The sequence below is a fragment of the Neobacillus mesonae genome (assembly GCF_001636315.1).
GTDB lineage: Bacteria > Bacillota > Bacilli > Bacillales > Cytobacillaceae > Neobacillus > Neobacillus mesonae.
The window spans coordinates 2,420,350-2,444,370 of sequence record NZ_KV440949.1; the positions used below are offsets into that span (position 1 = coordinate 2,420,350).

22 protein-coding genes are annotated in these 24,021 nt (G+C 46.7%); 5 read left to right on the top strand and 17 right to left on the bottom strand.

The annotated features are described in order from the left end of the window. Positions 1-6: 6 nt before the first annotated feature. The 5 genes from A6749_RS11455 to A6749_RS11475 all read right to left on the bottom strand — a co-directional run bounded on the left by A6749_RS11455 (position 7) and on the right by A6749_RS11475 (position 7,585). Positions 7-1,146 (bottom strand): acyl-CoA dehydrogenase, encoded by a 1,140-nt coding sequence (locus tag A6749_RS11455; protein WP_066389581.1) that lies wholly within the window; start codon positions 1,144-1,146, stop codon positions 7-9. Between the two features lie 167 nt (positions 1,147-1,313). Further along, positions 1,314-2,444: an acyl-CoA dehydrogenase gene (locus tag A6749_RS11460; RefSeq protein ID WP_066389584.1), complete on the bottom strand. Its 1,131-nt coding sequence runs from the start codon at positions 2,442-2,444 to the stop codon at positions 1,314-1,316. Between the two features lie 370 nt (positions 2,445-2,814). After that, complete coding sequence (locus A6749_RS11465; protein WP_066389585.1) at positions 2,815-3,666, bottom strand: 3-hydroxybutyryl-CoA dehydrogenase; 852 nt, start codon at positions 3,664-3,666, stop codon at positions 2,815-2,817. Between the two features lie 151 nt (positions 3,667-3,817). Continuing rightward, complete coding sequence (locus A6749_RS11470; RefSeq protein WP_066389586.1) at positions 3,818-5,005, bottom strand: acetyl-CoA C-acetyltransferase; 1,188 nt, start codon at positions 5,003-5,005, stop codon at positions 3,818-3,820. Positions 5,006-5,473: 468 nt separating this feature from the next. Continuing rightward, positions 5,474-7,585, bottom strand: a complete 2,112-nt coding sequence (locus A6749_RS11475) for a (Fe-S)-binding protein (protein ID WP_066389587.1) — start codon at positions 7,583-7,585, stop codon at positions 5,474-5,476. 312 nt (positions 7,586-7,897) lie between these two features. Between A6749_RS11475 and cls the strand changes: the two genes are divergently transcribed. Further along, entirely contained in the window at positions 7,898-9,157 is a 1,260-nt protein-coding gene (gene cls / locus A6749_RS11480) for a cardiolipin synthase (RefSeq protein ID WP_066389590.1), read from the top strand. A gap of 231 nt (positions 9,158-9,388) precedes the next feature. On the opposite strand, the gene A6749_RS11485 is transcribed toward cls, so the two are convergent. The 4 genes from A6749_RS11485 to speE form a co-directional block, all read right to left on the bottom strand. Continuing rightward, entirely contained in the window at positions 9,389-9,568 is a 180-nt protein-coding gene (locus A6749_RS11485; RefSeq protein WP_066389592.1) for an H-type small acid-soluble spore protein, read from the bottom strand. A 62-nt stretch (positions 9,569-9,630) separates the two neighbouring features. Then, complete coding sequence (locus tag A6749_RS11490; protein ID WP_169809859.1) at positions 9,631-10,080, bottom strand: YwiB family protein; 450 nt, start codon at positions 10,078-10,080, stop codon at positions 9,631-9,633. Between the two features lie 136 nt (positions 10,081-10,216). Then, a complete protein-coding gene (gene speB, locus A6749_RS11495; protein WP_066389599.1) occupies positions 10,217-11,089 on the bottom strand; it encodes an agmatinase in 873 nt (290 codons plus the stop codon). Between the two features lie 757 nt (positions 11,090-11,846). Continuing rightward, positions 11,847-12,677, bottom strand: coding sequence for a spermidine synthase (speE, locus tag A6749_RS11500; protein ID WP_066389600.1), 831 nt, complete (start codon positions 12,675-12,677; stop codon positions 11,847-11,849). Between the two features lie 321 nt (positions 12,678-12,998). On the opposite strand from speE, the gene A6749_RS11505 reads away from it, so the two are divergent. Beyond that, positions 12,999-15,071 carry a transglycosylase domain-containing protein gene (locus A6749_RS11505; RefSeq protein ID WP_066389601.1) on the top strand — a complete coding sequence of 691 codons (2,073 nt, stop codon included), beginning with the start codon at positions 12,999-13,001 and terminating at the stop codon, positions 15,069-15,071. 215 nt (positions 15,072-15,286) lie between these two features. Here the strand turns inward: A6749_RS11505 and A6749_RS11510 are convergent, their stop codons facing one another. Together A6749_RS11510 and A6749_RS11515 are read right to left on the bottom strand one after the other, a co-directional pair. Then, positions 15,287-15,796: a YwhD family protein gene (locus A6749_RS11510; protein WP_066389603.1), complete on the bottom strand. Its 510-nt coding sequence runs from the start codon at positions 15,794-15,796 to the stop codon at positions 15,287-15,289. An 18-nt stretch (positions 15,797-15,814) separates the two neighbouring features. Then, on the bottom strand, positions 15,815-16,468 hold the full coding sequence (locus A6749_RS11515) for a site-2 protease family protein (RefSeq protein WP_066400933.1): 654 nt from the start codon (positions 16,466-16,468) through the stop codon (positions 15,815-15,817). A gap of 188 nt (positions 16,469-16,656) precedes the next feature. On the opposite strand from A6749_RS11515, the gene A6749_RS11520 reads away from it, so the two are divergent. Continuing rightward, on the top strand, positions 16,657-16,842 hold the full coding sequence (locus A6749_RS11520; RefSeq protein ID WP_066389605.1) for a 2-hydroxymuconate tautomerase: 186 nt from the start codon (positions 16,657-16,659) through the stop codon (positions 16,840-16,842). 173 nt (positions 16,843-17,015) lie between these two features. On the opposite strand, the gene A6749_RS11525 is transcribed toward A6749_RS11520, so the two are convergent. From A6749_RS11525 to A6749_RS11540, 4 genes are all read right to left on the bottom strand, one after another. Continuing rightward, positions 17,016-17,246, bottom strand: coding sequence for a hypothetical protein (locus tag A6749_RS11525; protein ID WP_066389607.1), 231 nt, complete (start codon positions 17,244-17,246; stop codon positions 17,016-17,018). Positions 17,247-17,375: 129 nt separating this feature from the next. Beyond that, positions 17,376-17,879 (bottom strand): YwgA family protein, encoded by a 504-nt coding sequence (locus tag A6749_RS11530; protein ID WP_066389609.1) that lies wholly within the window; start codon positions 17,877-17,879, stop codon positions 17,376-17,378. A 219-nt stretch (positions 17,880-18,098) separates the two neighbouring features. Further along, positions 18,099-19,394 (bottom strand): HD domain-containing protein, encoded by a 1,296-nt coding sequence (locus tag A6749_RS11535; protein ID WP_066389611.1) that lies wholly within the window; start codon positions 19,392-19,394, stop codon positions 18,099-18,101. 231 nt (positions 19,395-19,625) lie between these two features. Beyond that, positions 19,626-19,847, bottom strand: coding sequence for a YuzB family protein (locus A6749_RS11540; RefSeq protein ID WP_066389612.1), 222 nt, complete (start codon positions 19,845-19,847; stop codon positions 19,626-19,628). 392 nt (positions 19,848-20,239) lie between these two features. On the opposite strand from A6749_RS11540, the gene A6749_RS11545 reads away from it, so the two are divergent. After that, positions 20,240-21,007: an RsfA family transcriptional regulator gene (locus A6749_RS11545; protein ID WP_066389616.1), complete on the top strand. Its 768-nt coding sequence runs from the start codon at positions 20,240-20,242 to the stop codon at positions 21,005-21,007. An 82-nt stretch (positions 21,008-21,089) separates the two neighbouring features. On the opposite strand, the gene A6749_RS11550 is transcribed toward A6749_RS11545, so the two are convergent. Together A6749_RS11550 and pta are read right to left on the bottom strand one after the other, a co-directional pair. Then, a complete protein-coding gene (locus tag A6749_RS11550) occupies positions 21,090-21,944 on the bottom strand; it encodes an octanoyl-[GcvH]:protein N-octanoyltransferase (RefSeq protein WP_066389617.1) in 855 nt (284 codons plus the stop codon). 85 nt (positions 21,945-22,029) lie between these two features. Next, entirely contained in the window at positions 22,030-23,001 is a 972-nt protein-coding gene (gene pta, locus A6749_RS11555; protein ID WP_066389618.1) for a phosphate acetyltransferase, read from the bottom strand. 246 nt (positions 23,002-23,247) lie between these two features. On the opposite strand from pta, the gene hemQ reads away from it, so the two are divergent. Further along, complete coding sequence (hemQ, locus tag A6749_RS11560; protein WP_066389619.1) at positions 23,248-23,994, top strand: hydrogen peroxide-dependent heme synthase; 747 nt, start codon at positions 23,248-23,250, stop codon at positions 23,992-23,994. Positions 23,995-24,021 lie beyond the last annotated feature (27 nt).

Consider the following 24,021-nt stretch of genomic DNA (forward strand, 5'->3'; position numbering starts at 1 on the left):
ATTGGTTTACTTCGTTAACATCCGGGAAATGACAAGGCGCTGAATTTCCTGGGTGCCTTCGTAAATTTGCGTAATTTTCGCATCGCGCATGAAGCGTTCCACCGGATAATCCTTTGTATAGCCGTAGCCGCCAAAGACTTGCACCGCTTCTGTTGTTACCTTCATCGCCGTGTCGCCGGCAAATAATTTCGACATTGCCGATTCTTTACCGTATGGCAGCCCGTTTGACTCCAGCCATGCCGCTTGATAGGTTAATAGTCTTGAAGCTTCAATCGCTGTGGCCATGTCCGCAAGCTTGAAGCTGATCCCTTGATTAGCGGCGATTGGCTTGCCAAACTGGTGGCGTTCTTTCGCATAATCAACTGCCGCATCCAGCGCCCCTTGGGCAATCCCGACTGCCTGCGCGGCGATTCCATTACGGCCGCCGTCCAGTGTCATCATCGCAATTTTAAAGCCTTCCCCTTCTTCGCCGAGACGATTGGCTGCCGGAACCTTGCAATCTTCAAAAATAATTTCAGTTGTCGGCGACGAACGAATGCCGAGCTTCTTTTCTTTTTTACCGACAGAGAAGCCTGGGAAGTCTTTTTCAATAATGAATGCCGTTGTCCCTCTTTGCTTGCTGGAAGGATCGGTTAAAGCAAACACGACATAAATATCAGCGATCCCGCCGTTAGTGATGAAAATTTTTGAACCGTTCAGAACATAGTGGTCGCCATCAAGTTTCGCTGTCGTGCGCATTCCGCCGGCATCAGAACCGCTCCCTGGCTCCGTTAAGCCATACGCGCCAATCTTGCTGCCCTCTGCCATCGGACGAAGATATTTTTGCTTCTGCTCTTCATTGCCGAATTTATAGATGGGCCAGCCAGCAAGTGATGTGTGGGCAGAAAGGGTAACACCGACTGATGCGTCAACGCGGGACAGCTCCTCCACGGCGATGCAGTAAGCCAGATAGTCGCTGCCAATGCCGCCATACTCCTCCGGCCACGGAATCCCCGTTAAACCAAGCTCCGCCATTTTGTTAAAAATCTCCTGGTCAAAACGCTCTTCCTCATCGCGCTCTGCTGCTGTCGGAGCAACCTCATTTCTGGCAAAATCACGCACCATTTTACGAATCATTTCATGTTCTTCGGTTAATTTAAAGTTCATTTTAGGTGGACCTCCCTATAATTTTTCAAAAAAACTTATTCCGGATTTGGGATATCTACACTGTTTGTGACGATATCTACACTTTTGAATCGGATATCTACACTATTTGTGGCGTTATCTACACAAATTTTGAATATATCTACACTTTTTTCGAACATATCTACAATTTACAAATACTTGCTGATCACAATCCGCTGAATCTCGCTGGTGCCTTCGTAAATTTCTGTTACTTTGGCATCGCGGAAGTAGCGCTCGACCGGGTAATCCTCGGTGTAGCCGTAGCCGCCGAAGACTTGGATTGCCTCCGTTGCGACTTCTACCGCTGTTCTGGTCGCGAACAGCTTCGCCATTGAGGCTTCCATCCCGCACTTCAAGCCGCTTGTGCGAAGATTTGCGGCACGATAGACTAGTAGTTTTGCAGCCTCCACACTCGTCGCCATGTCGGCAAGCTTGAAAGCGATGCCCTGCTGTGCTGCGATTGGCTTGCCAAATTGGTGCCGCTCTTTGGCGTAGTCAGACGCTGCCTCCAATGCCGCTTCAGCAATGCCAAGCGCCTGGGCAGCAATCCCGATCCGCCCCGCGTCTAGATTGGCCATTGCAATTTTAAAGCCTTCTCCCTCTTTACCAAGAAGATTAGCAGCCGGAACACGCATGTTATCAAACGTAAGCTGCACTGTTCTTGAGCCGTGCAAGCCCATTTTCTTTTCATCCTTGCCAATCACGAGGCCGGGGGTATTTTTCTCAACAATAAACGCGGCGATTCCCTTCGTACCTAATCTCGAATCAGTGGTAGCAAAAACGATATACACGTCCGCCTCTCCGCCGTTAGTGATGAACACCTTAGAACCGTTTAAAATATAATCATTGCCATCGCGGACAGCCCGCGTTTTTAAACTCGCGGCATCCGACCCCGCACTCGGCTCCGTCAGGCAAAAAGCACCCAAGTACTCCCCCGAGGCAAGCTTCGGCACATACTTTTGCTTCTGCTCTTCAGTTCCAAAATAGACAATCGGGTTCGTACCGACCGAAGTGTGCACCGAAAGAATGACCCCCATCGTCGCGCTCACCTTGGAAAGCTCATGAATCGCGATGATGTACGAGGTAAAATCCATCGCGGCCCCGCCGTAATCTTCCGGAATCGGAATCCCCATCAGCCCAAGCTCGCCCATTTTACGAAGAATCTCGCGAGGAAATTCTCCGTTTTCCATATTTTCAATGAATGGTGCAATCTCTGCCGAAGCAAAGTCACGCACCATTTTTCGCATCATCTCTTGTTCTTCTGTAAATGTCAGATTCATGTTCGTTCTCCCCTTCTCCGAGGATAGTTATTATTGATTCGCGGATGTATGGTGCTGAACCGCTGGATATTGCATAGTGATACGCCGATATCTGATGATGATTCTCACATATTGCCTGGCGATACGCGGAAATGTGGTGATGATCCTCGCATATTGCCTGGCGATACGCCGATATGGTGCTGATTCGCGGATATTACTTAGCGATACGCGTATATATGGTGCTGGTCCTTGGATATCGCTTGCCGATACGCGCGCATATCTGGTGCTGATCCCCGCATATTGCCCGGCGATATGCCGATATCTAGCTCTGAATCGCCGATATTGTGACCTGATCCGACGATATCACTGCTAATCCGCAGATAAATCAGCTTTATTCGTACACGTAGAATCCGCGGCCGCTCTTCTTGCCGAGCCAGCCTGCTTTTACATATTTACGAAGCAGCGGGCACGGGCGGTATTTATCGTCGCCGAAGCCCTCGTGGAGCGTTTCCATGATGTACAGGCAAGTATCAAGTCCGATAAAATCAGCCAAGGTCAACGGTCCCATCGGATGATTCATCCCGAGCTTCATCACCTCGTCAATCGCTTCCTTCGTCGCCACTCCCTCATACAATGTGTAAACCGCCTCATTGATCATCGGCATTAACACGCGGTTGGCCACAAATCCTGGGAAGTCATTCACCTCTACCGGTACCTTGCTCAAAGTCTTCGTCATATCTTCAATCACCTGATACACTTCATCAGCTGTTGCCAAGCCGCGGATAATTTCCACCAGCTTCATGACCGGCACCGGATTCATGAAATGCATCCCGATTACTTTTTCCGGACGCTTAGTCGCCGCCGCAATTTCGGTGATCGGCAATGATGACGTATTGCTGGCTAAAATCGCGTGTCCCGGTGCGATTTCATCTAACTGGGCAAAAATTTTCGTCTTAATTTCCATATTTTCAACTGCTGCTTCGATGATAAGGTCAACCGTGCCGGCATCGTTTAAGTCGGTTGAAGCTGTTAAGTTATTTAAAATTTCCTGTTTTTGATCTTCGGTGAGACGGCCTTTGTCGACATTGCGGGAAAGATTTTTGTTAATCACCCCGAGCCCGCGCTCCACAAATTCTGGTTTCAAATCATTCAGCAGCACCTTGTATCCTGCCTGTGCACAAACCTGGGCAATCCCTGAGCCCATTTGACCTGCTCCAACAACCATGACTTTTTCAACCTTCATGTTTTTCCCTCCGGTTTCTTTATTTGTTTTAGGTTTTGGCAATTTTTTAACGGGTTTTGGCTACTTATTTAGATGTTTTGGGTATTTTTTAATAGCTTTTGGCTATTTTTTCGAGCGTTTTGGCTAAATAGCCAAAAACTGGTACACCCTGCTACTCTTTAGGCACTTCAATCATAATCGCATCGCCCTGGCCGCCGCCTGAGCAAATAGCTGCTACCCCTATTCCGCCGCCGCGGCGCTTCAATTCTTGTATCAATGTGATGATAATGCGCGCCCCGCTGGCCCCGATTGGATGGCCGAGGGCAACCGCACCGCCATTAACATTGACCTTTTCCGGATCCAGCCCGGCAATTTGTCCGCTCGCCAGCGCCACCGCAGCGAACGCCTCATTAATTTCAAACAGATCAATTTCCCCAAGGCTTTTGCCAGTTTTGCGTAAAATTTCATTAATAACCAATCCCGGTGTTTTTGGGAAGTCTTTCCCCTCAACCGCAATAGCCGCCTGACCAATGATCACAGCTTCCACTTTACGGCCCTCACGCACTGCGCGTTCTTCACTCATCAGCACGAGTGCACCGGCACCGTCGTTGACTCCCGGAGCGTTCCCTGCAGTGATTGTTCCTTCACCATTAAAAGCCGGCCCGAGCTTTGCCAATTTTTCTAAAGAAGTGTCCTTCCTTGGTGCTTCATCGTGCTCGACAACTAGTGGTGCACCTTTTCGCTGCGGTACCTCCACCGGAATTATTTCCTCGGAAAATTTCCCGCTTTCAATGGCAGCGATCGCCCGCTGATGGCTTCTAAACGCCCACTCATCCTGAGCTTCACGGCTGAGTCCCATGTCTTCCGCGGTGGAGTTACCGTAAGTACCCATGTGGACGCCGGTGAAACTGCAGCTCAAACCGTCATGAATCATCAAATCCTGAACAGCGGCATCGCCCATCCGCAGTCCCCAGCGTGCTTTCGGTAAAATATAAGGAGCATTACTCATCGATTCCATGCCGCCAGCGACAATGACCTCTTCGTCTCCCAGCCGGATGATTTGATCAGCCAGTGTCACGCTGCGCAGGCCTGACGCACACACTTTATTGATCGTTTCTGTTTTCACTTCCCAAGGCAGTCCGGCGTTTCGTGCTGCCTGACGGGATGGGATTTGCCCTTGTCCGCCTTGCAGAACCGTTCCAAAAATAACTTCACCTACATCCTCAGCCGCTACATCGGCCCGCTTCAGCGCTTCTTTGATTGCAATGCCGCCAAGCTTTGCGGCGGATAGACTGCTCAAGCCTCCGCCAAACTTGCCAAATGGTGTGCGGACACCGCTTAAAATAACCGTTTTCCCCATTCAAAACACTCCCCCTTTTGCCAAAATTCAGTCTTATATTTTTATAAAAAGCTATCGCCACCGAACGACTGAACGCTCGCTCGATAGAAAAGCAAAAACGAGCGCAGACTACATAACAACAGCCCACGTGCACAAATGGAAATGAAAGCGTTTTATCCATAATTCTATTTTACATAAAAAATAGTAGAAGTTGAATTGTTTTACACAAAATTCCTAAAATTTTGTTTTTCAACCTCTACTATTCATGAAGCTGGAAGGCACAGCGACAATTGGAATGTGCTATACGACAATTGGACCTACCTATCCGACAGTTGCAGCTCCCTTTACGACAATTGATTCGAACCCCGACAATTGGAGTGTGTTATTCGGCAATTGAAACTGCCTATCCGACAGTTGCGGCTCCCTTTACGACAATTGAAGAGGCTCATCCTCCCATAACACCCCAGCTTCACCAACACTCACAGCAAGTTACGCGCTAACTGCCGCCGGCTCGCCGCAAACGGATTTTTCGAGAATTTCTGCGACATCGTAAGTGCTGATCTTTTCTTCTACTTCCTTCGCCTTCGTTCCATCAGAAAGCATTGTTAAGCAGTATGGGCAGGCGGAGCTGATCATCGACGACTGAGTTTCCAGCGCCTGCTCGGTCCGTGCTACGTTGATGCGCTGGCCGGTGTCTTCCTCCATCCACATCAGACCGCCGCCGGCACCGCAACACATCGCCTTGTCGCGGCTGCGTTCCATTTCCACAAGCTTCACGCCAGGAATGGCCTTCAAGATTTCACGCGGCGGATCGTATACATCGTTGTAACGTCCTAGGTAGCAGGAGTCGTGGAACGTAATTGTTTCGTTCACGGCATGCTTCGGCACAAGCTTGCCGTTACGGACCAATTCAAACAAAATTTCCGTATGGTGGTAAACCTCGACACCCTCCAAGCCGAAATCAGGGTATTCATTTTTGAAAATATTATAAGCATGCGGGTCGGTTGTGATGATTTTCTTGACGCCCGCTTTTTCAAATTCCTCGATATTCTTCGTTGCTAATTCCTGGAACAAGAACTCGTTGCCTAAGCGGCGCGGTGTGTCTCCGGAGTTCTTTTCTTTGTTTCCAAGGATGGCAAATTTCACGCCGGCTTCGTTTAACAGCTTCGCAAACGACAGCGCGATCTTCTGACTGCGGTTGTCGTAAGAGCCCATGGCCCCCACCCAGAAGAGGTATTCGAACTCTTCGCCCGCCTTGTTCATTTCTTTTACCGTTTTCACCTCGACATCCTTGCGAAGCTCGCGCCAGTCCTCGCGCTCTTTCCGGTTCAAGCCCCATGGATTGCCTTGTCGTTCGATGTTGGTCATTGCGCGCTGGGCATCCGGATTCATTTTTCCTTCGGTTAACACAAGATAACGGCGAAGGTCAATAATTTTTTCCACGTGCTCGTTCATAACCGGACATTGGTCTTCACAGTTACGGCACGTCGTACATGCCCAAATTTCCTCTTCAGTAATAACGTCGCCAATCAGGCTTGGGCTGTACAATGCAGCGGCAGATTCCTGCGCTCCTTGGCCGCTTGCTGCAATCGCCAGCTGATTTCCTTGTGTATTGTTAAACGCAAATGTCGGCACCCACGGCTTTTTTGATGTCACGGCTGCACCATAGTTTGTCAAATGGTCGCGCATTTTCAGAATCAAATCCATTGGCGACAGCATTTTGCCGGTTCCGGTTGCCGGACACATATTCGTACAGCGGCCGCACTCCACGCAGGCGTAAAAATCAACCATTTGCAGCTGGGTGAAGTCTTCAATTTTTCCAACCCCGAAGGATTCCTGAGTTTCATCTTCAAAATCAATTTTCGTTAACTTGCCAGGCTTCTCCAGACGGTTTAAGTAAACATTGGCCGGGCCGGCGATTAAATGCGCGTGCTTGCCCTGCGGTACATATACTAAGAAGGACAGCAGGAACAGCAGATGAGCCCACCAGGCAATATAGAAGACGACGATGGAGGCGGTTTCACCAATGCCTGAAAAAACCATCGAGATAATGGATGCAACCGGCTCCGACCATGACGGTTCTTCCCCATGCCAGATGATGCCCATGCCGTTTCCGAGCAGGACAGAAAGCATTAAGCCGCCGATAAAAATTAACACAAGGCCTGCTTTAAAACCGCGCTTTAGGCGGACCAGTTTTTCAATGTAACGGCGGTAGAAAGCCCATACAACCGCTACTAAAATCATTAACGTGACAATTTCTTGGAAAAAGGTAAAGGGTGGATACAGCGGACCAAGCGGCAGGTGCGACCCAGGTTTGATCCCTTTCCAGATAAAATCAATCGCGCCAAATTGCACGAGAATGAAGCCGTAAAAGAACATGACATGAATCATGCCGCTCTTTTTATCCTTTAGCAGCTTCTTTTGGCCGAAAACCATGACCCAGATTTTGTTCAGCCGCTCCTTGATATTGTTGTCAAACTCCGTCTTTTTACCGAGCTTGATGTACTCAATCCGTGTTTTGACAACATAAACGAACAGACTGATACCGTAAGCGGTTACAGCGAGAAACGCAATAAGGTTAACCCATAACAGACCATTCATATAAAACGCCCCCTTCTTTTGATTCTCCCCTGTTGTTATCTCAAGTTGTTGAAAATAATCAATTTTCTGAAATAGTCTTATCCCTATTATATAATGAATGAGCATTCAGTCAACCAATTTTTTAAAGGATTAAAGTATATAATTTTCTGAAAAGATCTTACTCCCTATTATAAAGTGAACCATCGCTCAGTCAACCTATTTTTAAAATATTCCACCAATTCTATAGATTGTACACCCTATAGAGCAGACACAGTGTTGTAATAGAATCTTACTGCCCTGGAAAAACTAATTTCACTGATTGGAGGAATTCCAATGTATGTGTTGGGCATCAGTTTACTACTTTTCATTATATGGCTTGTTCTAGATTTTAGGTTAGGCCGAAAGAGGCATCTTACGTTTGTCCGTGACCGTGGAACACCGGTGCTGTCCGGCCGGTTTGAGATTTTCACGCATGGCAAGGAATTGTTCCGTAATTATTTTGATGTGCTCCGGCAGGCGAAAAAGCGGATTTATGTATTGTTTTATATCGTTAAAGATGATCCGTTTGGCGAGGAATTTTTTTCAATTTTAAAAGCAAAGGCACAGGAAGGAGTCGAGGTGCGGCTCCTGGTTGACCGGCTCGGCAGTTTAACAGTAAAAAAGGCAGCTGTTGCAGATTTACGGCGAGCGGGCGTCAAGGTTGCTTTCAGTGACCGTGTCGAGCTTCCTTTTCCGTTTTATTCCGCCAACGTCCGAAACCATCGAAAAATTTCTGTGGTAGATGAAAAAATCGGCTTCCTCGGCGGGTTTAATATTGGCATGGAATATATTGATGAGGGATCTCCCCCACTTAATCCGTGGCGCGATTATCACTTAAAAATCACCGGCGAGAGCGCTCATTTCTTGCAGGAAGAGTTTTTGTTCGACTGGCATCGGGCAACAAGCGCTGGCTTGAAAAACTTTCAAAAGGAGCGATTACCGGTGTTTGTCAGGGGGGCGGCTGATATGGAGGCTTCCGCGGAGCTGACTTTTTCCCCGCAGCGGGATTTTGATGCCGGGATTCGCCATAGGCTGATCCCGACCGAGGGCAATCAGCTGGAGGAGCTGTTTATTCGGTTAATCCAGCAGGCAGAGGAAAAAATCATGATTGGTACTCCTTATTTTATTCCCAGCCGACGGATTTTGGATGAGCTGCTCGAGGCATTGCGCCGGGGCGTCGAGCTTACGATCGTGGTTCCTTTTACTGCGGATCATATACTCGTCCAAGAGGCATCGTTCCGTTATTTCCGCCGGCTGCTGCGAGAGGGCGCTGTGGTTTACCAATATAAAAATGGTTTCTATCATGCAAAAATCATTGTCATCGATGACAAGGTCTGCGACATCGGCACCGCCAACTTCGACAAACGCAGCCTTTATCTAAACAAAGAAATCAACTGCTATATCTACGATGCTGATTTTATCAACCGCCTAAAGGACGTTCTAGCAAAAGACATCCGCGACTCCGAACCGCTGACACTCGAGACCTTGGAAAAACCAAACCTATTCCGATCACTAAAGGAAATCCTAGCACGGACAGTGTCTTACTTTTTATAAAAATTTGTGGTGTCATTTTTGGTGTCAGGCACCACAAAAAGACACAATTCCACCCCAGACGGACAGTTGCTTTATCCATTTTGGAAAGGTCGCAGATATTTTTGCTGAAGTCGCAGATAAATTAGTTAACTCGCAGATATATCGTGCGAAGTCGCAGATAAATTAGTCAAGCCCGCAGATATAATCGTTAATCAACAAAAGAGTCCCCGAATGTGTTCCGGAGACTCTTTGTTAGTCTTCTATTAAGTTGAGGACAGGGACATCGCGTTCATTATCCGGGTCCTTTCGGGAATAAATCCGCGCCATTTTCGTCGTTTCGTCGACATGCTGGATGATCACCGGCGTCCCGTCATAGGTGACGTTGATCATCTCCACCGATTCGAGAATTTCTTTGGCTCTACCCACATTCATTTCGGTCCACTCCTTGCAAAAAAGTACATTACTACTATTTGCATTTTTTTGGATATTATTCATTACATGTGGTCAGGCTGGAAATGAATTTGTAAATGATAGGTACCTGCGTGTGAACCCTGCATCTCGAAATCATAGACTATTTCAATTTGACCGGCGGCATGTCCATGTTCTTGTTCTTGGCTTGGGACAAACTCCATTTTCCGTGCCAAAGTCGCCGTCTCAAAGACTCCAAACGGCATTTCGTAACTTCCGGTTAATTTTTGCTGCAGCTGAAACGGGAGTCTCATTTTGATTGCCCCGCTGCGTAAAATCAACATTTCCCCTTCTGATACCTTTACGATAGTGCGAACCGTGCCTACCTCCTCTAATACTTCCTCATATTGCAAATAGGATGCATTTTCTTTCTGGAAGTAGCGGCCGAAAACGATCAGCTCCATCGGGTCTGTTTCATCTATTGTCGTTTTTACCGTCACTTTTACTGGTATTTCTTTTGTCGCCAAAAATCGCACTTCCTTTTAAAATGTTTCGCTAATAAAAGCTGAAAATCCGCTAATAGACCGGGAAATTTCGCTAATTTAAGTATAGCCTGAAGCAGTCCCTATATAAAACAAAGATGCCCGCCCTATGCAGGCGGACACCTAAAGTTTATTTTACCCAGCCAAGCAGCATTTCGCGAATCAGTTTGCTTGCGGTATTGGCGGTTTGCTCGGAAACATCATAAATCGGAGCGACTTCCACGAGGTCGGCGCCGACTACGTTTACTTCAGAGCGGGCAATTTCATGAATCGAGGCAAGAAGCTCTTTCGACGTAATTCCTCCTGCATCCACAGTTCCGGTACCAGGCGCATGGGCCGGGTCGAGCACATCGATGTCGATTGTGACATAAACTGGACGGCCGGCAAGCTTCGGTAAAATTTCTTTTAACGGCTCAAGCACTTCAAATTTGGAAATATGCATGCCGTTTTGCTTTGCCCATTCAAATTCTTCCTTCATTCCGGAACGGATTCCGAAAGAGTACACATTGGATGGCCCAATCAATTCGGCAATTTTGCGAATCGGTGTGGAATGCGACAGCTCTTCCCCTTCATAATTTTCACGAAGATCAGTATGAGCATCCATATGGATAATCGCAAGGTCAGGATACTTTTTATAAACCGCGCGCATAACCGGCCAGGAAACAAGGTGTTCCCCGCCCATGCCAAACGGGAACTTGTCCGCATCCAGTACTTGTTTAACGAACTCCTCGATTAAATCAAGGCTCTTATGCGGATTGCCAAACGGCAGCGGAATATCCCCGGCATCAAAATATTTCACCTCGTCAAGCTCGCGGTCGAGGTACGGGCTGTACTCCTCAAGACCAATCGACACCTCGCGAATCCGCGCGGGACCAAACCGCGAACCCGGACGATAACTCACCGTCCAATCCATCGGCATCCCATAAAGCACAACCTGGCTCTCCTCATAATTCGGATGACTCTTAATAAACACATTCCCTGAATACGCCTCATCAAAACGCATCTCGGCATTCCTCTCTTTCTATCAGTTCGTTGGTGTCACATTGGTGTATTTAATTTTGGTTTGGTGTCAGCACCATTCATGGACACGATTCCACATGGTGTGGACACAATTTTTTACAGTTAGTTTTGTTCATCCACTCTACTTAGTATCTAAACCGGATTTTCCTTTTTAGACATCACTTAGACGGTCTCTACTTAATGTCTAAATCGGATTTTTCCTTTCAGACATCACTTAGACGCCTTCTACTTAGTGGCTAAATCGGATTTTCCTTTTTAGACATCACTTAGACACCTTCTACTTGTTGTCTAAACTGATTTTCCCCTTTTAGACATCAATTAGACGGTCTCTACTTAATGGCTAAATCGGATTTTCCCTTTCAGACATCACCTAGACGCCTTCTACTTAGTGTCTAAATCGGATTTTCCTTTTTAGACATCACTTAGACGGACTCTACTTAGTGTCTAAACCGAATTTTCCCTTTCAGACATCAATTAGACGGACTCTACTTAGTGTCTAAACCGGATTTTCCCTTTCAGACATCAATTAGACGGACTACTTAGTGTCTAAACCGGATTTTCCCTTTCAGACATCACTTAGACTGTCTCTACTTAATATCTAAACCGGATTTTCCCTTTCAGACATCACCTAGACGCCTTCTACTTAGTGTCTAAACTGATTTTTCCTTTTCAGACATCACCTAGAACGCCTCTACTTGAACTCTAAAGCCGCATTTCCCCTTCCAGAAGGCGGCTAGAGTTTATTTTACCAAATCTCCGACAAATTTCGGCAGGACAAATGCTGCTTTGTGGAGCTCTTTTGTGTAGTATTTTGTTTCAATTTCGTGGAAGCGGTCATCTGATACCTCCATCGGGTCATATTTTTTCGAACCGATGGTAAAGGCCCATAAGCCGCTTGGATAAGTTGGAATGTTGGCTACATACAGGCGGGTAATTGGGAAGATTTCACGAACATCGCGCTGCACATGGCGGATTAATTCTCCCTTGAACCATGGATTGTCTGATTGAGCAACAAAAATGCCGTCCTCCTTCAATGCCTTGGAAATCCCTGCATAGAACCCCTTTGTGAACAGATTGACCGCGGGACCAACCGGCTCGGTCGAGTCCACCATAATGACGTCATACTCATTGTTGCTTTGGGCGATATGCATGAAGCCGTCGTCTACCTGGACATCCACCCGCGGGTCATCCAGCCAGCCGGCAATCTCGGGCAGAAACTTCTTCGAATACTCAATGACTTTTCCATCGATATCGACAAGTGTCGCCTTTTTCACGCTCGGATGCTTTAACACCTCGCGGATCACACCGCCATCACCGCCGCCAACGACGAGCACATTCTCCGGATTTGGATGGGTAAACAGCGGCACATGTGCAACCATTTCATGATAGACAAATTCATCCTTCACAGAGGTCATGACCATGCCGTCAAGCAGTAGCATGTTGCCCCATTCCGCCGTTTCCACCATTTCCAGCATTTGAAAATCGGTTTGCTCTGTATGTAAGGTTTTATTCACTTTCATGGTGATCCCAAAGTTCTCGGTTTGCTTTTCCGTAAACCAAAGTCCAGCCATATGTAATCATCCTTCCATTTTTTCTTCACAGCCACTCCCAATTGACCGAAATGCGCCTTTCAAACGGACAATCCCCCGTAAATCAAGTCATTCAACACTATCCATCTCACAGCGCCTAGCGTACGTCGCTGAACAGGCGCTTCCGCATTTAAATTTATACTACCCAAACTATTGAATTACAATCACACCAAATTGTCTACTAAAAATAAAATTCGCGGTAAAAAATGTTTAAAAACCCATTATTTTTTCAATACTATTACTATCTGATTTTTACCCAAAAACCGCCCTCCTACAGGCGGATCTTAAAAGGTGGTGGCCATTGTGGAAATCATGACGGATCACGGGTTTCGTAAGACGATTAAAATTTTTCGTGCTATATTCTTCATCAGTTTGATCGGCATGGTTTGTATGGCTATTGTCCTGATCGGCATTCTAACCTACGCAAAAATACTAGGCGCCCCGCCGCTCGCTGTGCCGCAGTCAACGCTCTATTTCGCGGATGACGGCGCGCTGATCGGCGAAAGCAACAGCGGGCAAAAAAGGTATTGGGCCAAGCTCGACAAAATTTCGCCCGATTTGGTGAATGCCACCATTTCTATTGAGGATAAAAATTTTTTCGATCACCATGGCTTTGATTATAAGCGGATTGCCGGGGCGGTCATTGCTGATATCAAGGCGTTTGCCAAGGTGCAGGGGGCGAGCACCATCAGCCAGCAGTATGCCCGCAATCTGTTCCTCGAACACGACAAAACGTGGACACGGAAGCTTCATGAAGCGTTTTATACGATCCGCTTGGAAATGAATTATTCAAAGAAAGATATTTTGGAAGGCTATTTAAATACAATCTACTATGGTAACGGTGCATATGGTGCCGAAGCCGCAAGCCAGTTTTATTTTGGAAAAAAAGCAGCGGAGCTCAGCCTGGCAGAGGCCAGCATGCTTGCTGGTATTCCAAAGGGACCTGGGCTCTACTCGCCGCTTCGATCACCGGAAAACGCGAAAAAACGCCAAACAATTATTTTAAACAGCATGGTGCACAACGGCTATATTACCAAAAAACAAGCGGCGGCCGCTTCCCAAGAGAAGCTTACATTCACAGGCGTTCATACGACGCAAAAGGTGAAGGCGGCCCCATATTTTCAGGATGCCGTCAAAAACGCCTTGAAGAATCAGCTCCATTTAGATGACCGCACAATTGCCCTTGGCGGACTGAAGGTGTACACCACCCTTAATGTTAAGCAGCAAAAAGCGGCGGAGGAGCAAATTCAAAAATATGTATCTCATTCTTCTGAGATTCAAGTGGCATTAGTCGCCATGAATCCGAAAAACGGTTATGTCAAAGCTATGGTTGGCGGCCGGGATTACGAGAAAAGCCCGTTTAACCGGGCTGTTCAGGCGATCAGGCAGCCAGGGTCAACCATTAAGCCGCTGCTCTACTACGCCGCCTTAGAGAATGGCTTTACCCCTTCATCCATGATGCGAAGCGAGTCGACAACGTTTCATTTTGATGACGGCAGCTTGGATTATAAGCCGCATAACTTCAACAACAAGTATGCCAACGGTGAAATCACGCTCGCCCAGGCGCTGGCCGTGTCCGACAATATTTATGCCGTGAAAACCCATTTGTTTTTAGGCGAAGAAGTGCTGGCGGAGACCGCAAAGAAATTCGGGCTGTCGACAAAAATGATGCAGGTGCCTTCACTTGCCCTCGGCACATCCGGGGTCCGTGTGATTGAAATGGCCAATGCTTACAGCCTGTTTGCCAATGGCGGCAAGCGCGTCTACCCGACGTTGATTACGAGAGTGGAAGACTATAATGGCAAGGTGATTTTTGAAAGAAAACAAGAAACGGAAAAGATTCTTGACCCGGCCAAAGCCTATGTGATGACGCAAATGCTGACCGGCGTGTTCGATCGGAAGCTGAACGGCTATGCCAAAGTAACCGGCAGCACGATTGCGGACGACCTGACAAGACCGTATGCCGGAAAATCCGGGTCGACGGAGACGGACAGCTGGATGATCGGTTATTCGCCCCAGCTTGTTACCGCTGTTTGGGCAGGCTATGATGTCGGCAAACCGATTGAGCTTCGGCCGGAAAAATCGTATGCGAAAAATGTTTGGGCCAATTTTATGGAGGAAGCCCTGGATGGCAAACCGGTAAAAGCCTTTAAACCGCCAAAAGACGGGGTCATCGGGGTCTATGTCAATCCGGCAAACGGGAAGCTTGCGACTAAGGACTGTCCGGTCCGGCGCTTTACCTACTATGTCGCCGGGACAGAGCCGAGCGAATACTGTACCGAGCACTTAAAGAACGGCGGCAGGAGCGAGGAGCCGGCCCAAGGCGGGAAAAAGGTGAAAAAGCCTTGGTACAAGAAGATTCTGCCATGGAGTTAAGTTTCGATTAAAATAATAATATTGAGGCTGGCTGAGCGCCGATTTGGGACCAGCAGTCCCCTATCTCACAAAACGGAAAAAGCTCCGGAATGGGTCCCGGAGCTTTTTCCTGTCCTAGTCTTACAGTGTTTTTCACACTTCTTATAATACTACCCATTTTTTTAAAAAACTACAAGAGATTACACATTTTATTTTCCCAAAAAAATTTCTAAATTTCACAAATTTGTCAAACTTTCCTTCAATTCATCACTTGAATTATTCCATAACACTTCATTATGGGCGCGGAGGAAGTCAGCCAGCACCTTCTTGGACTTTGCATCCATCTCATCGACGATAATATGGCGCTTCAGCGATTTATCCATGCGGTTGACATGCACAGGCAGCGACTTGTAGCCGCGGCGGATTTCCCGGTCCACGGTCATGTAGCACGCGGTCACGCCGGCATAATACGGCCCTTCTTCTTTGCGGTCAATGGTGACCCACACAAGCCAGTACGGCTTGCCGTTTGGAACTTCTTCTTTATTCGGTAAAAACTTGATCCCCTTTTCGACGGCACTGCGGGCATGCATTGCACCGATGTCAATTTCCGCCTCGCCTGCCTCGACGTCAATGATGACCGGAGAAACGTTATCGAGACTGAGAGCACCTTTACCAAAGCCTTTATGCCCGTCAGTCGGATCACTTTTGATAATATTAAAGCCTATTTTTTTCTTTTTTTCTTCCATTATGGCTCAAAACCTCCTTTAAAAAAATACACCATAAAAGAAATTGCTTAACACGCTGGATACCCACGGAATGACAACGCCGAACAGCGGCTGAATGGTCATCGCATTAAGCGGCGGGATCAGAACTAAGATTAAAAAAACCAGTACTCCATATTGTTCATATTGTGTCATTTTCGCCCGGACATCATTAGGGGCAAGGTCTTCGATAATCCGATAGCCATCAAGCGGCGGCAGCGGCAGCAGGTTAAAGATGAACAAAACGATATTCAGCTGGATAAAAATATTCAAGAAATCATTGAAATTACCGGTTATGTTGAAGCCCATCCGGGATAAACCATAGCCCACTATAAAGCCAACGCAGGCCAAAAGCAAGTTCGACAGCGGGCCGGCGGCGGAAACGAGAATGCCTGCCAAACGCGGCTTTTTGAAAAAGTAACGGTTGACTGGTACCGGGCGGGCCCAGCCGAATCCGGCAATCAAGATTAAGATCGTGCCGAACGGGTCTAGGTGCTGCATTGGGTTTAACGTCAGCCGTCCTTGTTTTTTCGCTGTCTCGTCACCGAATTTATAGGCGACATAGGCATGGGCAAATTCATGCAATGTAAAGGCAAACACTAACGTAATCGCCACATAGGGAATCCACTTTAGCGGGTATGCCAGAAATCCTTCCAAAGAATCCAAACGGGTCTCTCCTCCTTATTGAAAAACGGGTTGAATTTCAACCGAACTGGCTCTATTTTCCTTATAGTATACATGAAACGGCTTCGAAAAAGAAAATCAAATGTGCGCAGGAGATATTGCAATTTTTCGTCAATTGTGGAACACTACTAGCGTAGTACATATTTAAGGAGGAATAGAGCATGCCATACGTAACTGTCAAAATGCTTGAAGGACGCACCGAGGAACAAAAGAAAGCATTGGTTGCAAAAGTAACCGACGCCGTCAGCGAAACCACCGGCGCCCCAAAAGAAAACGTCACCGTCTTCATCGAAGAAATGAGCAAAAACCACTACGGTGTAGCAGGCGTCCGCTTCAGCGACAAGTAATTGTAACTGCAGTAACTTTTTACACTTTGGTGTCAGGCACCATGTGAATTTTTCACATGTCCAGCTTCAGCGCCTAGGGGTCGAGGTCACAAGCCAATCCGTCAAGAAGGCCTGACTTGTGCTTGTCGCCCCTGAGCGAGGCGCTTCCGCTTTTCTTGGTGCCTGACACCGTTTTATAGTTTTAGATTGTCCTTTGGGCTGTCGAGTTTCATTTTTTCGAGTTCGAGGCGCATTTTTTCTGTTTCGATTAGATAGTTTTCATGTTTTAGTTTTTCTAGCTCCAGCTGATCCTTGACCATTCCTACTTTTAATTTGGTCTGCTTTTGAAAATGGAATGTTAGAATGGCGGTGATTGGAATCCCTAAAGTCATTACAATTGCCACCAGTCCTATAAAATCATCCATGCCGTATCCCCCTTACCCTCTGATAGACAAATCATAACAGAATTTCAAGAAAATTCATATTACCCAAAATAAAAAACACTTAGGCCCACCCCGCTTTCGGTACCCAAGTGTTTAACACAATCCTACAATCTATTGAACTTTTGCTTTTAAGCTTTCAATATACTGATACGCCTCATCGATTTCCGCCTCTGTGTAGCGCTGGCTCTTTTTTAACGTAAACACCTTATTCATAACCTCTTCCTTTGGGAGGTCATCGAAAAACAGCACTGTTGAGACAAGCTCTAAAAATCTCGCATTTTGATCGTTCATATCCAAAAGACAATCCCCTAAAAACGGCATGTCCACTTCATTTAAGCTCAAAAACTCTTTCCCGGGCTCAGTCAGCGTGTAGCGGTATTGAAAATAACCGCCCTTTTTTTCCTTGACCTCGTTCAAAAAACCCATGTTGCATAGCTCTTCTACTCTTGTCGTTAACTCCTCGGAGTATGGACCGTAAAAATGAAACTGAAATCTATCATTAAATGGAAATTGAATCTTTTTCGCAATGTATATCATCTTTTGCAGCTTTTTCCGCCCAATGATTTCGCCGGAAACCATAATCGCCTGCATCAGCTTAGCATGATCTTTTAACACTATTCGTCATCTCCTACTCCATGTAAAACCTATATGGCGTTTCATTCCGCTAGTTACGATTGAAATAAATTCAGAGAATCCTGCCTTAGCCGCTTAATAAAGGCGGTGCGAGCAGAGCTATGCTTCACTTTATTCATCGTGAAAAAATAGGTATCCGTACCGCAATGGATATTACTGATTCCATTTTGCAGCGCTCCGCCCCTTTACCAAACAGCTTCTCTATTCTAAAAGGGCAAGTATTTGCTTTTTAATATCCTTCCCCGTTGATTCGTCGGCCAGAAAATCAGCAGGATAATAGAGTTTGTGGTCGGTTCTTCTTTTTCCTGAAATCGCATCGACAATCTCTGATTCTCTGGAAAGCTCCCGTAATTCCCCGTTTTTCATCAACAAATGGATTGGCAGCCGCTCTTCTTCCTCGCCCGGGCGGTAAAAGTCGTATGGTAAATCAGAGGAAGAATCCACCACCAAATAATATTCAGGGTCAATCCCCGCCTTTAAAAACAGCACATTTAACTCGGCCAGCTTTTTGTATTCCTTGGCCGGGTCGAACTCGGCATACTTAAACAAATTCCGATTGACAAAGCGGCGGCACAAATCGCTCAAAATCAGATCAGTCTCGTTCTGCCAGATTTGAAAATAAAACATGATAACCGCTTCATCTAACTTTAAATAGTCTTCTAATGTCACGTTTTCACAGAAAAATGAGGTAAAATGCTGCGGCTCGTGCTTGAAGGCATAGTTTTCCTTATATAACTGCTTCGCGCGGTGGAGAATTTTCGTCAAAATCACCTCGGCGCTGCGGGAAACAGGATGGAAGTATACCTGCCAATACATTTGATAGCGGCTCATGATATAGTCCTCAACCGCGTGCATGCCGCTCTTTTTGATCACGACCTGCTCTTCCCGCGGGCGCATGACGCGCAAAATCCGCTCCATATCAAACTGGCCGTAGCTGACTCCAGTAAAATAAGCATCACGCTGCAAATAATCCATCCGGTCGGCATCAATCTGGCTCGATATCATACTGACGACGATTTTTTTCTCCGACGTCTTGGCAATCACCTCGGCGACTTTTTCCGGAAAATCAGGTCCAACGTTCTTTAAGACTTTATTTACTTCGGTTTCCCCTAAAATAATCGCCCGTGTAAAATCTTCATGATCGAAATCGAACACTTTTTCAAATGCGTGGGAAAACGGCCCATGGCCTAGGTCATGAAGAAGGGCAGCACATAAGGTCAGCAGGCGGTCATCATTGTCCCATTCCGGCCTGCCGTCAAAAACATCGTCAATAATCCGGCGGACAATCTCATAGACGCCAAGAGAATGGTTAAAACGGCTGTGCTCTGCCCCGTGGAAGGTCAAAAAGGTCGTGCCAAGCTGCTTAATCCGTCTGAGGCGCTGAAACTCCTTCGTTCCGACTAAATCCCAAATCACCCGGTCACGCACATGAACATAGCGGTGCACCGGATCCTTAAACACTTTCTCTTCATTTAACTTCTCCGCCGAATAGGTCATCCGCTTCCCTACTTCCCATTTACATTCCAAATAACAACCGAAAATCATTATTTCTATTATATACCAAAAAAGAACAAAATTCCGCAGGATTTTTCGACAATTGGTGTCACTGCATTCAATCGTGGTGTCAGGCACCATGTGAATTTTTCACATGGTGCCTGACACCAACGACTACACAAAAAAGAAAAATCACCTTTGTCCATTTGAGCAGCAAAGGTGATTTATTCTTTTTTATTTTATCTTTTTGTTTACTTTTTCCATTAATTCCTCTTCTGTCAGTGCGGCGACTGGGCGGTTGTTGACGAAGGCGAAGGTCTTTTTCCGGCCGGGCCCGCAATATGATTGGCAGCCGATTTTGATTTCGGCATCCGGATCAGCTTCTTTCAAACGAGGGATTAATGTCTTCAAATTCACGGCTTGGCAATCATCACAAACGCGAAATTCATTAGCCACTTTCCGACAACCCTTTCTTCAAACGCTTTTCTTAACAATCTATAACATTATTTTACCCAACCGGCAGCATAGAATTTCACCGGTTGGCAAACAATAGAACAATAATCACGATCATCCATTTTACTCCTAACGTATTTTACAGTTTCTTACCGCCCATTGCAAGCCGCAATCGTCATCCTCCATCCCCTTAACCCGCAGAATTCCAACAGGACCAGCCAATCATCCGAAGGGAACAATTTTTACCAAAGAAAATAGCTATTTAAAAAATCTATTATCCTTTTAACCATTTTGGTATAAACCGTGAAAAACTTGTCCATCATATGACTAGAACTTTTAAACTATAGCCAATATAGGGCTAGTATTCATGAAAAAAATTTAGGGAGTTGAAACAGATGAAAGTTCGTCAAGATGCATGGACAGATGAAAATGATTTGCTTTTGGCTGAAACGGTCCTCAGGCATGTAAGAGAGGGAAGCACCCAGCTGAACGCATTTGAAGAAGTAGGTGACAAGCTGAACAGAACCTCCGCGGCTTGCGGCTTCAGATGGAATGCCGTTGTCCGCCACCGCTATGAAAAAGCCTTGGCCCTAGCGAAAAAACAACGCAAGCAAAGGCAAAGAATCTTAGGTAAAGACCAAGGCGGCAAGAAAAAACTGCTCTACAGCCCGCCGGTCGGTTCTCCTGAAGAACTGGATACACTGCCGGTTGCTGCGGAGGTCCCGGTAACCATTCCGGAAATGCCTATAGCGGATGTACCAGCTTCTGAGGTTCAGAATTTAACCGCAGAAATGGCGATGGAAACATACGTCAAGCCGCAGCCGCAAGTCTATACACAGCAGGCTCCAGCAACAGGACTGACGCTTGATTCCGTAATTAATTTCTTGCAAAACTTTAAACATTCCAATCTGCAAAATGAAGCATTAAAAAGTGAGAATGAAAGATTGAAGCGGGAAATGGCCGAATTGAAGCGGCAAAATGACGAATTGAACAACAAGCTTAGAGGCCTTGAGGAAAATTCGGAAACGATGCAGGAAGACTACGAAACATTGATGAAGATTATGAATCGCGCCCGCAAGCTGGTGTTATTTGAAGAGGAAGAAAGACCCGCTACCAAATTCAAAATGGACCGAAATGGAAACTTAGAAAAAGTAGCGGAATAGTTTCTAAACAAAAGTTTAGGGAGAAGAGAACTTGCGCAGCAGCTCTTTTTAAAAAAAGAGAGGCCGACTCGGGATAAGGTGTTTACCCCTGCGAGTCAGCCTCTTTTTGCATTTCCAAAAACGCAACATTCCGGTCAACAATCCGTTCCACGTACCCAGGCAGAAGCTCGAGTTCATACTCATTTAACGGCCCGGCATAAAGCAGGCCGCTGTGCTGCTTTAACTGGTTTAATAGACGCTGCATCACATTGCCTATGGAAAAATCACAGCCGTACAGCTCTGACAAGGACGCCATCACTTCCGGAACAATCATCGGATAGACAAACTTTGTCTCGTCGTTCCGTTTCGCTCTCGAGTAAAATTCACGTACAATCTCAGCCCGCTGGGAACCGCTGCCGTTCACACACAAATAAATCTGAACCGCCACGCCCCTTCGCAGCCGCCTTTGCGAGATTCCGGCAAATTTTTTCCCATGAATGCTAAGATCATAGCTTCCGGGACAATAGGAGCCGGTAATTTCACGGGCTTCAATGGTCTCAGGGAAATCGGCAAACATCCTCTGAATCAACGCCCACATCGTATCATAGCCGCGGTTGATATCAATCCCTTTGTCACTTTCCGGAAAAATAAGCGAAATATTGAGGACCCCCTGATCAAGGACAACGGCCAAGCCCCCGGAATTTCGGACAATCACCTGATAACCCTGTTCATTTAAAAATTGAATCCCCTCTTGCAAATAGGGCAGCTTCGTATCCTGAATCCCCAGCACAATCGTATCGTGATGCACCCAAGTGCGCGCAGTGGAAGGCGCCTTCCCAGCCCCAACCGAAGCACACAGCGTATCATCATAACCAAACGACTCCAGCGCCAAAAACTGCCGACCAGCCGAAGACTGATCAATCACCCGCCATTCCGCCTGACGCAACAAACCTTCCATAATGGTAACTCCCTTAATGTTTTACAGTTGAGTTGGGTGTCAGGCACCATGTGAAAAATTCACATGGTGCCTGACACCCTTTATATTATAACCCCTGCGCTGCTGTAATGAGCGCGAGTTTGTAGACGTCTTCTTCGTTGCAGCCGCGGGAGAGGTCGTTTACGGGGCGGTTTAAGCCCTGCAGGATTGGCCCGACTGCTTCGAAGCCGCCTAGGCGCTGGGCTATTTTGTAGCCAATGTTGCCCGCTTCCAGGCTTGGGAAAATAAATACATTGGCATCGCCTTGGAGCACGGAATCCGGCGCCTTGCTTTTCGCAACGGACGGAACGAACGCGGCATCAAATTGAAATTCACCATCTAAAACAACCGATGGATCACGGCGCTTTGCTTCGGCAACAGCTGCGACCACCCGCTCCGTTTCCTCTGATTTTGCCGAACCCTTTGTGGAAAAGCTTAACATTGCCACGCGCGGCTCGATATCAAATGTCTCCGCTGTCTTCGCGCTCTCTATTGCAATCTCCGCTAAATCATTGCTGTCCGGCGCAATATTAATCGCACAGTCGGCAAAAACATATTTCTCATCATCGCGCACCATAATAAACACACCTGACGTTTTCTTGACGCCTTCCTTTGTCTTGATGATCTGCAGTGCAGGACGGACAGTATCTGCCGTCGAATGGGTCGCCCCGCTGACCAACCCGTCCGCTTTATTTAAATATACAAGCATCGTGCCAAAGTAGTTAACATCTAGTAAAATCTTGCGGGCATCCTCTTCGGTTGCCTTCCCTTTGCGGCGCTCAACAAACGCAGCGACAAGCTCGTCCATTCCCGCATAGTTAGAAGGGTCGTAAATTTCAACCGCCTCCAGCGATACGCCCAGCTCACTTGCCTTAGCCTGCACCTGTTCAATGTTGCCAAGCAGAATCGGCGTCAGCAGTTTTTCCTCTGCCAAACGGCCCGCTGCCCTTAAGATCCGTTCATCCAAGCTCTCCGGAAAAACTATTTTCATTTCTCGTTCGGAAATCTTACTTTTCAATCCTGTAAATAAATCGCTCACAACAAAACCTCCTATAATCATACTCTACCTTTAGCATACTTGACCAAGGCGGATTTTCAAACTATGTACATCACAGATTGCGCTTTCAAACGGAAATTTTTTTAATATGCCCTGCTTTTTACTATCTGCTTCATTTTATGAAAATATCCAACAAGATAATGCAGGTTTTATACGGGCATGTCTTGGTCAAACTATGTTATAGTAGGGGTGGTTCTAAGAACAATGATGATGTAGGAGTGATGATCAATGAACGAAGCAGCACAAACGCTTGATGGCTGGTATTGCCTGCACGATTTCCGCAGCATCGATTGGACAGTTTGGAAGATGCTTTCCAGTGATGAGCGCCAAACGGCAATCCACGAGTTTTTAAGTCTAGTTGAAAAATGGAATAAAACTCAAGAACGTAAAGAAGGCAGCCACGCATTATATACAATTGTTGGTCAAAAGGCTGATTTTATGATGATGATCCTTCGTCCAACAATGGAAGAGCTCAATGAAATTGAAACCGAATTCAATAAAACCAAATTAGCAGAATACACCATTCCTGCTTTTTCTTATGTATCCGTAGTAGAGCTCAGCAACTATATTCCATCTGACGGCGGGGACCCATACCAAAATCCATACGTTCAAGGCCGTCTTTACCCAATCCTGCCTAAAGCGAAGCATGTCTGCTTCTATCCAATGGACAAGCGCCGCCAAGGCAATGACAACTGGTACATGCTGCCGATGGAAGACCGTCGTAATTTAATGAAGAGCCACGGCATGATCGGCCGCCAATATGCCGGTAAAGTTAAGCAAATCATTACCGGCTCTGTCGGCTTCGACGATTACGAGTGGGGTGTTACCTTATTCGCCGACGAGGTCCTGCAGTTCAAAAAGCTTGTTTATGAAATGCGTTTTGATGAAGTCAGCGCCCGCTACGGCGAATTCGGAGCATTCTTTGTCGGAAATATTTTAGAGGAAGAACGCGTAGCCAGCTTTCTTCATGTTTAACTAACAAAGGCTCTCAGCTGCTGCTGG

Excerpts from the sequence above, each read along its gene's own strand:
- A6749_RS11520 (WP_066389605.1), top strand. The coding sequence starts at position 16,657 with ATGCCATACGTAACTGTCAAAATGCTTGAAGGACGCACCGAGGAACAA.
- A6749_RS11465 (WP_066389585.1), bottom strand. The coding sequence starts at position 3,666 with ATGAAGGTTGAAAAAGTCATGGTTGTTGGAGCAGGTCAAATGGGCTCA.
- A6749_RS11470 (WP_066389586.1), bottom strand. The coding sequence starts at position 5,005 with ATGGGGAAAACGGTTATTTTAAGCGGTGTCCGCACACCATTTGGCAAG.
- A6749_RS11460 (WP_066389584.1), bottom strand. The coding sequence starts at position 2,444 with ATGAATCTGACATTTACAGAAGAACAAGAGATGATGCGAAAAATGGTG.
- hemQ (WP_066389619.1), top strand. The coding sequence starts at position 23,248 with ATGAACGAAGCAGCACAAACGCTTGATGGCTGGTATTGCCTGCACGAT.
- A6749_RS11475 (WP_066389587.1), bottom strand. The coding sequence starts at position 7,585 with ATGAATGGTCTGTTATGGGTTAACCTTATTGCGTTTCTCGCTGTAACC.
- A6749_RS11525 (WP_066389607.1), bottom strand. The coding sequence starts at position 17,246 with ATGGATGATTTTATAGGACTGGTGGCAATTGTAATGACTTTAGGGATT.
- A6749_RS11545 (WP_066389616.1), top strand. The coding sequence starts at position 20,240 with ATGAAAGTTCGTCAAGATGCATGGACAGATGAAAATGATTTGCTTTTG.
- A6749_RS11535 (WP_066389611.1), bottom strand. The coding sequence starts at position 19,394 with ATGACCTATTCGGCGGAGAAGTTAAATGAAGAGAAAGTGTTTAAGGAT.
- A6749_RS11485 (WP_066389592.1), bottom strand. The coding sequence starts at position 9,568 with ATGAATGTGGGTAGAGCCAAAGAAATTCTCGAATCGGTGGAGATGATC.
- A6749_RS11510 (WP_066389603.1), bottom strand. The coding sequence starts at position 15,796 with ATGGAAGAAAAAAAGAAAAAAATAGGCTTTAATATTATCAAAAGTGAT.
- speB (WP_066389599.1), bottom strand. The coding sequence starts at position 11,089 with ATGCGTTTTGATGAGGCGTATTCAGGGAATGTGTTTATTAAGAGTCAT.
- cls (WP_066389590.1), top strand. The coding sequence starts at position 7,898 with ATGTATGTGTTGGGCATCAGTTTACTACTTTTCATTATATGGCTTGTT.
- A6749_RS11550 (WP_066389617.1), bottom strand. The coding sequence starts at position 21,944 with ATGGAAGGTTTGTTGCGTCAGGCGGAATGGCGGGTGATTGATCAGTCT.
- A6749_RS11455 (WP_066389581.1), bottom strand. The coding sequence starts at position 1,146 with ATGAACTTTAAATTAACCGAAGAACATGAAATGATTCGTAAAATGGTG.
- speE (WP_066389600.1), bottom strand. The coding sequence starts at position 12,677 with ATGGCTGGACTTTGGTTTACGGAAAAGCAAACCGAGAACTTTGGGATC.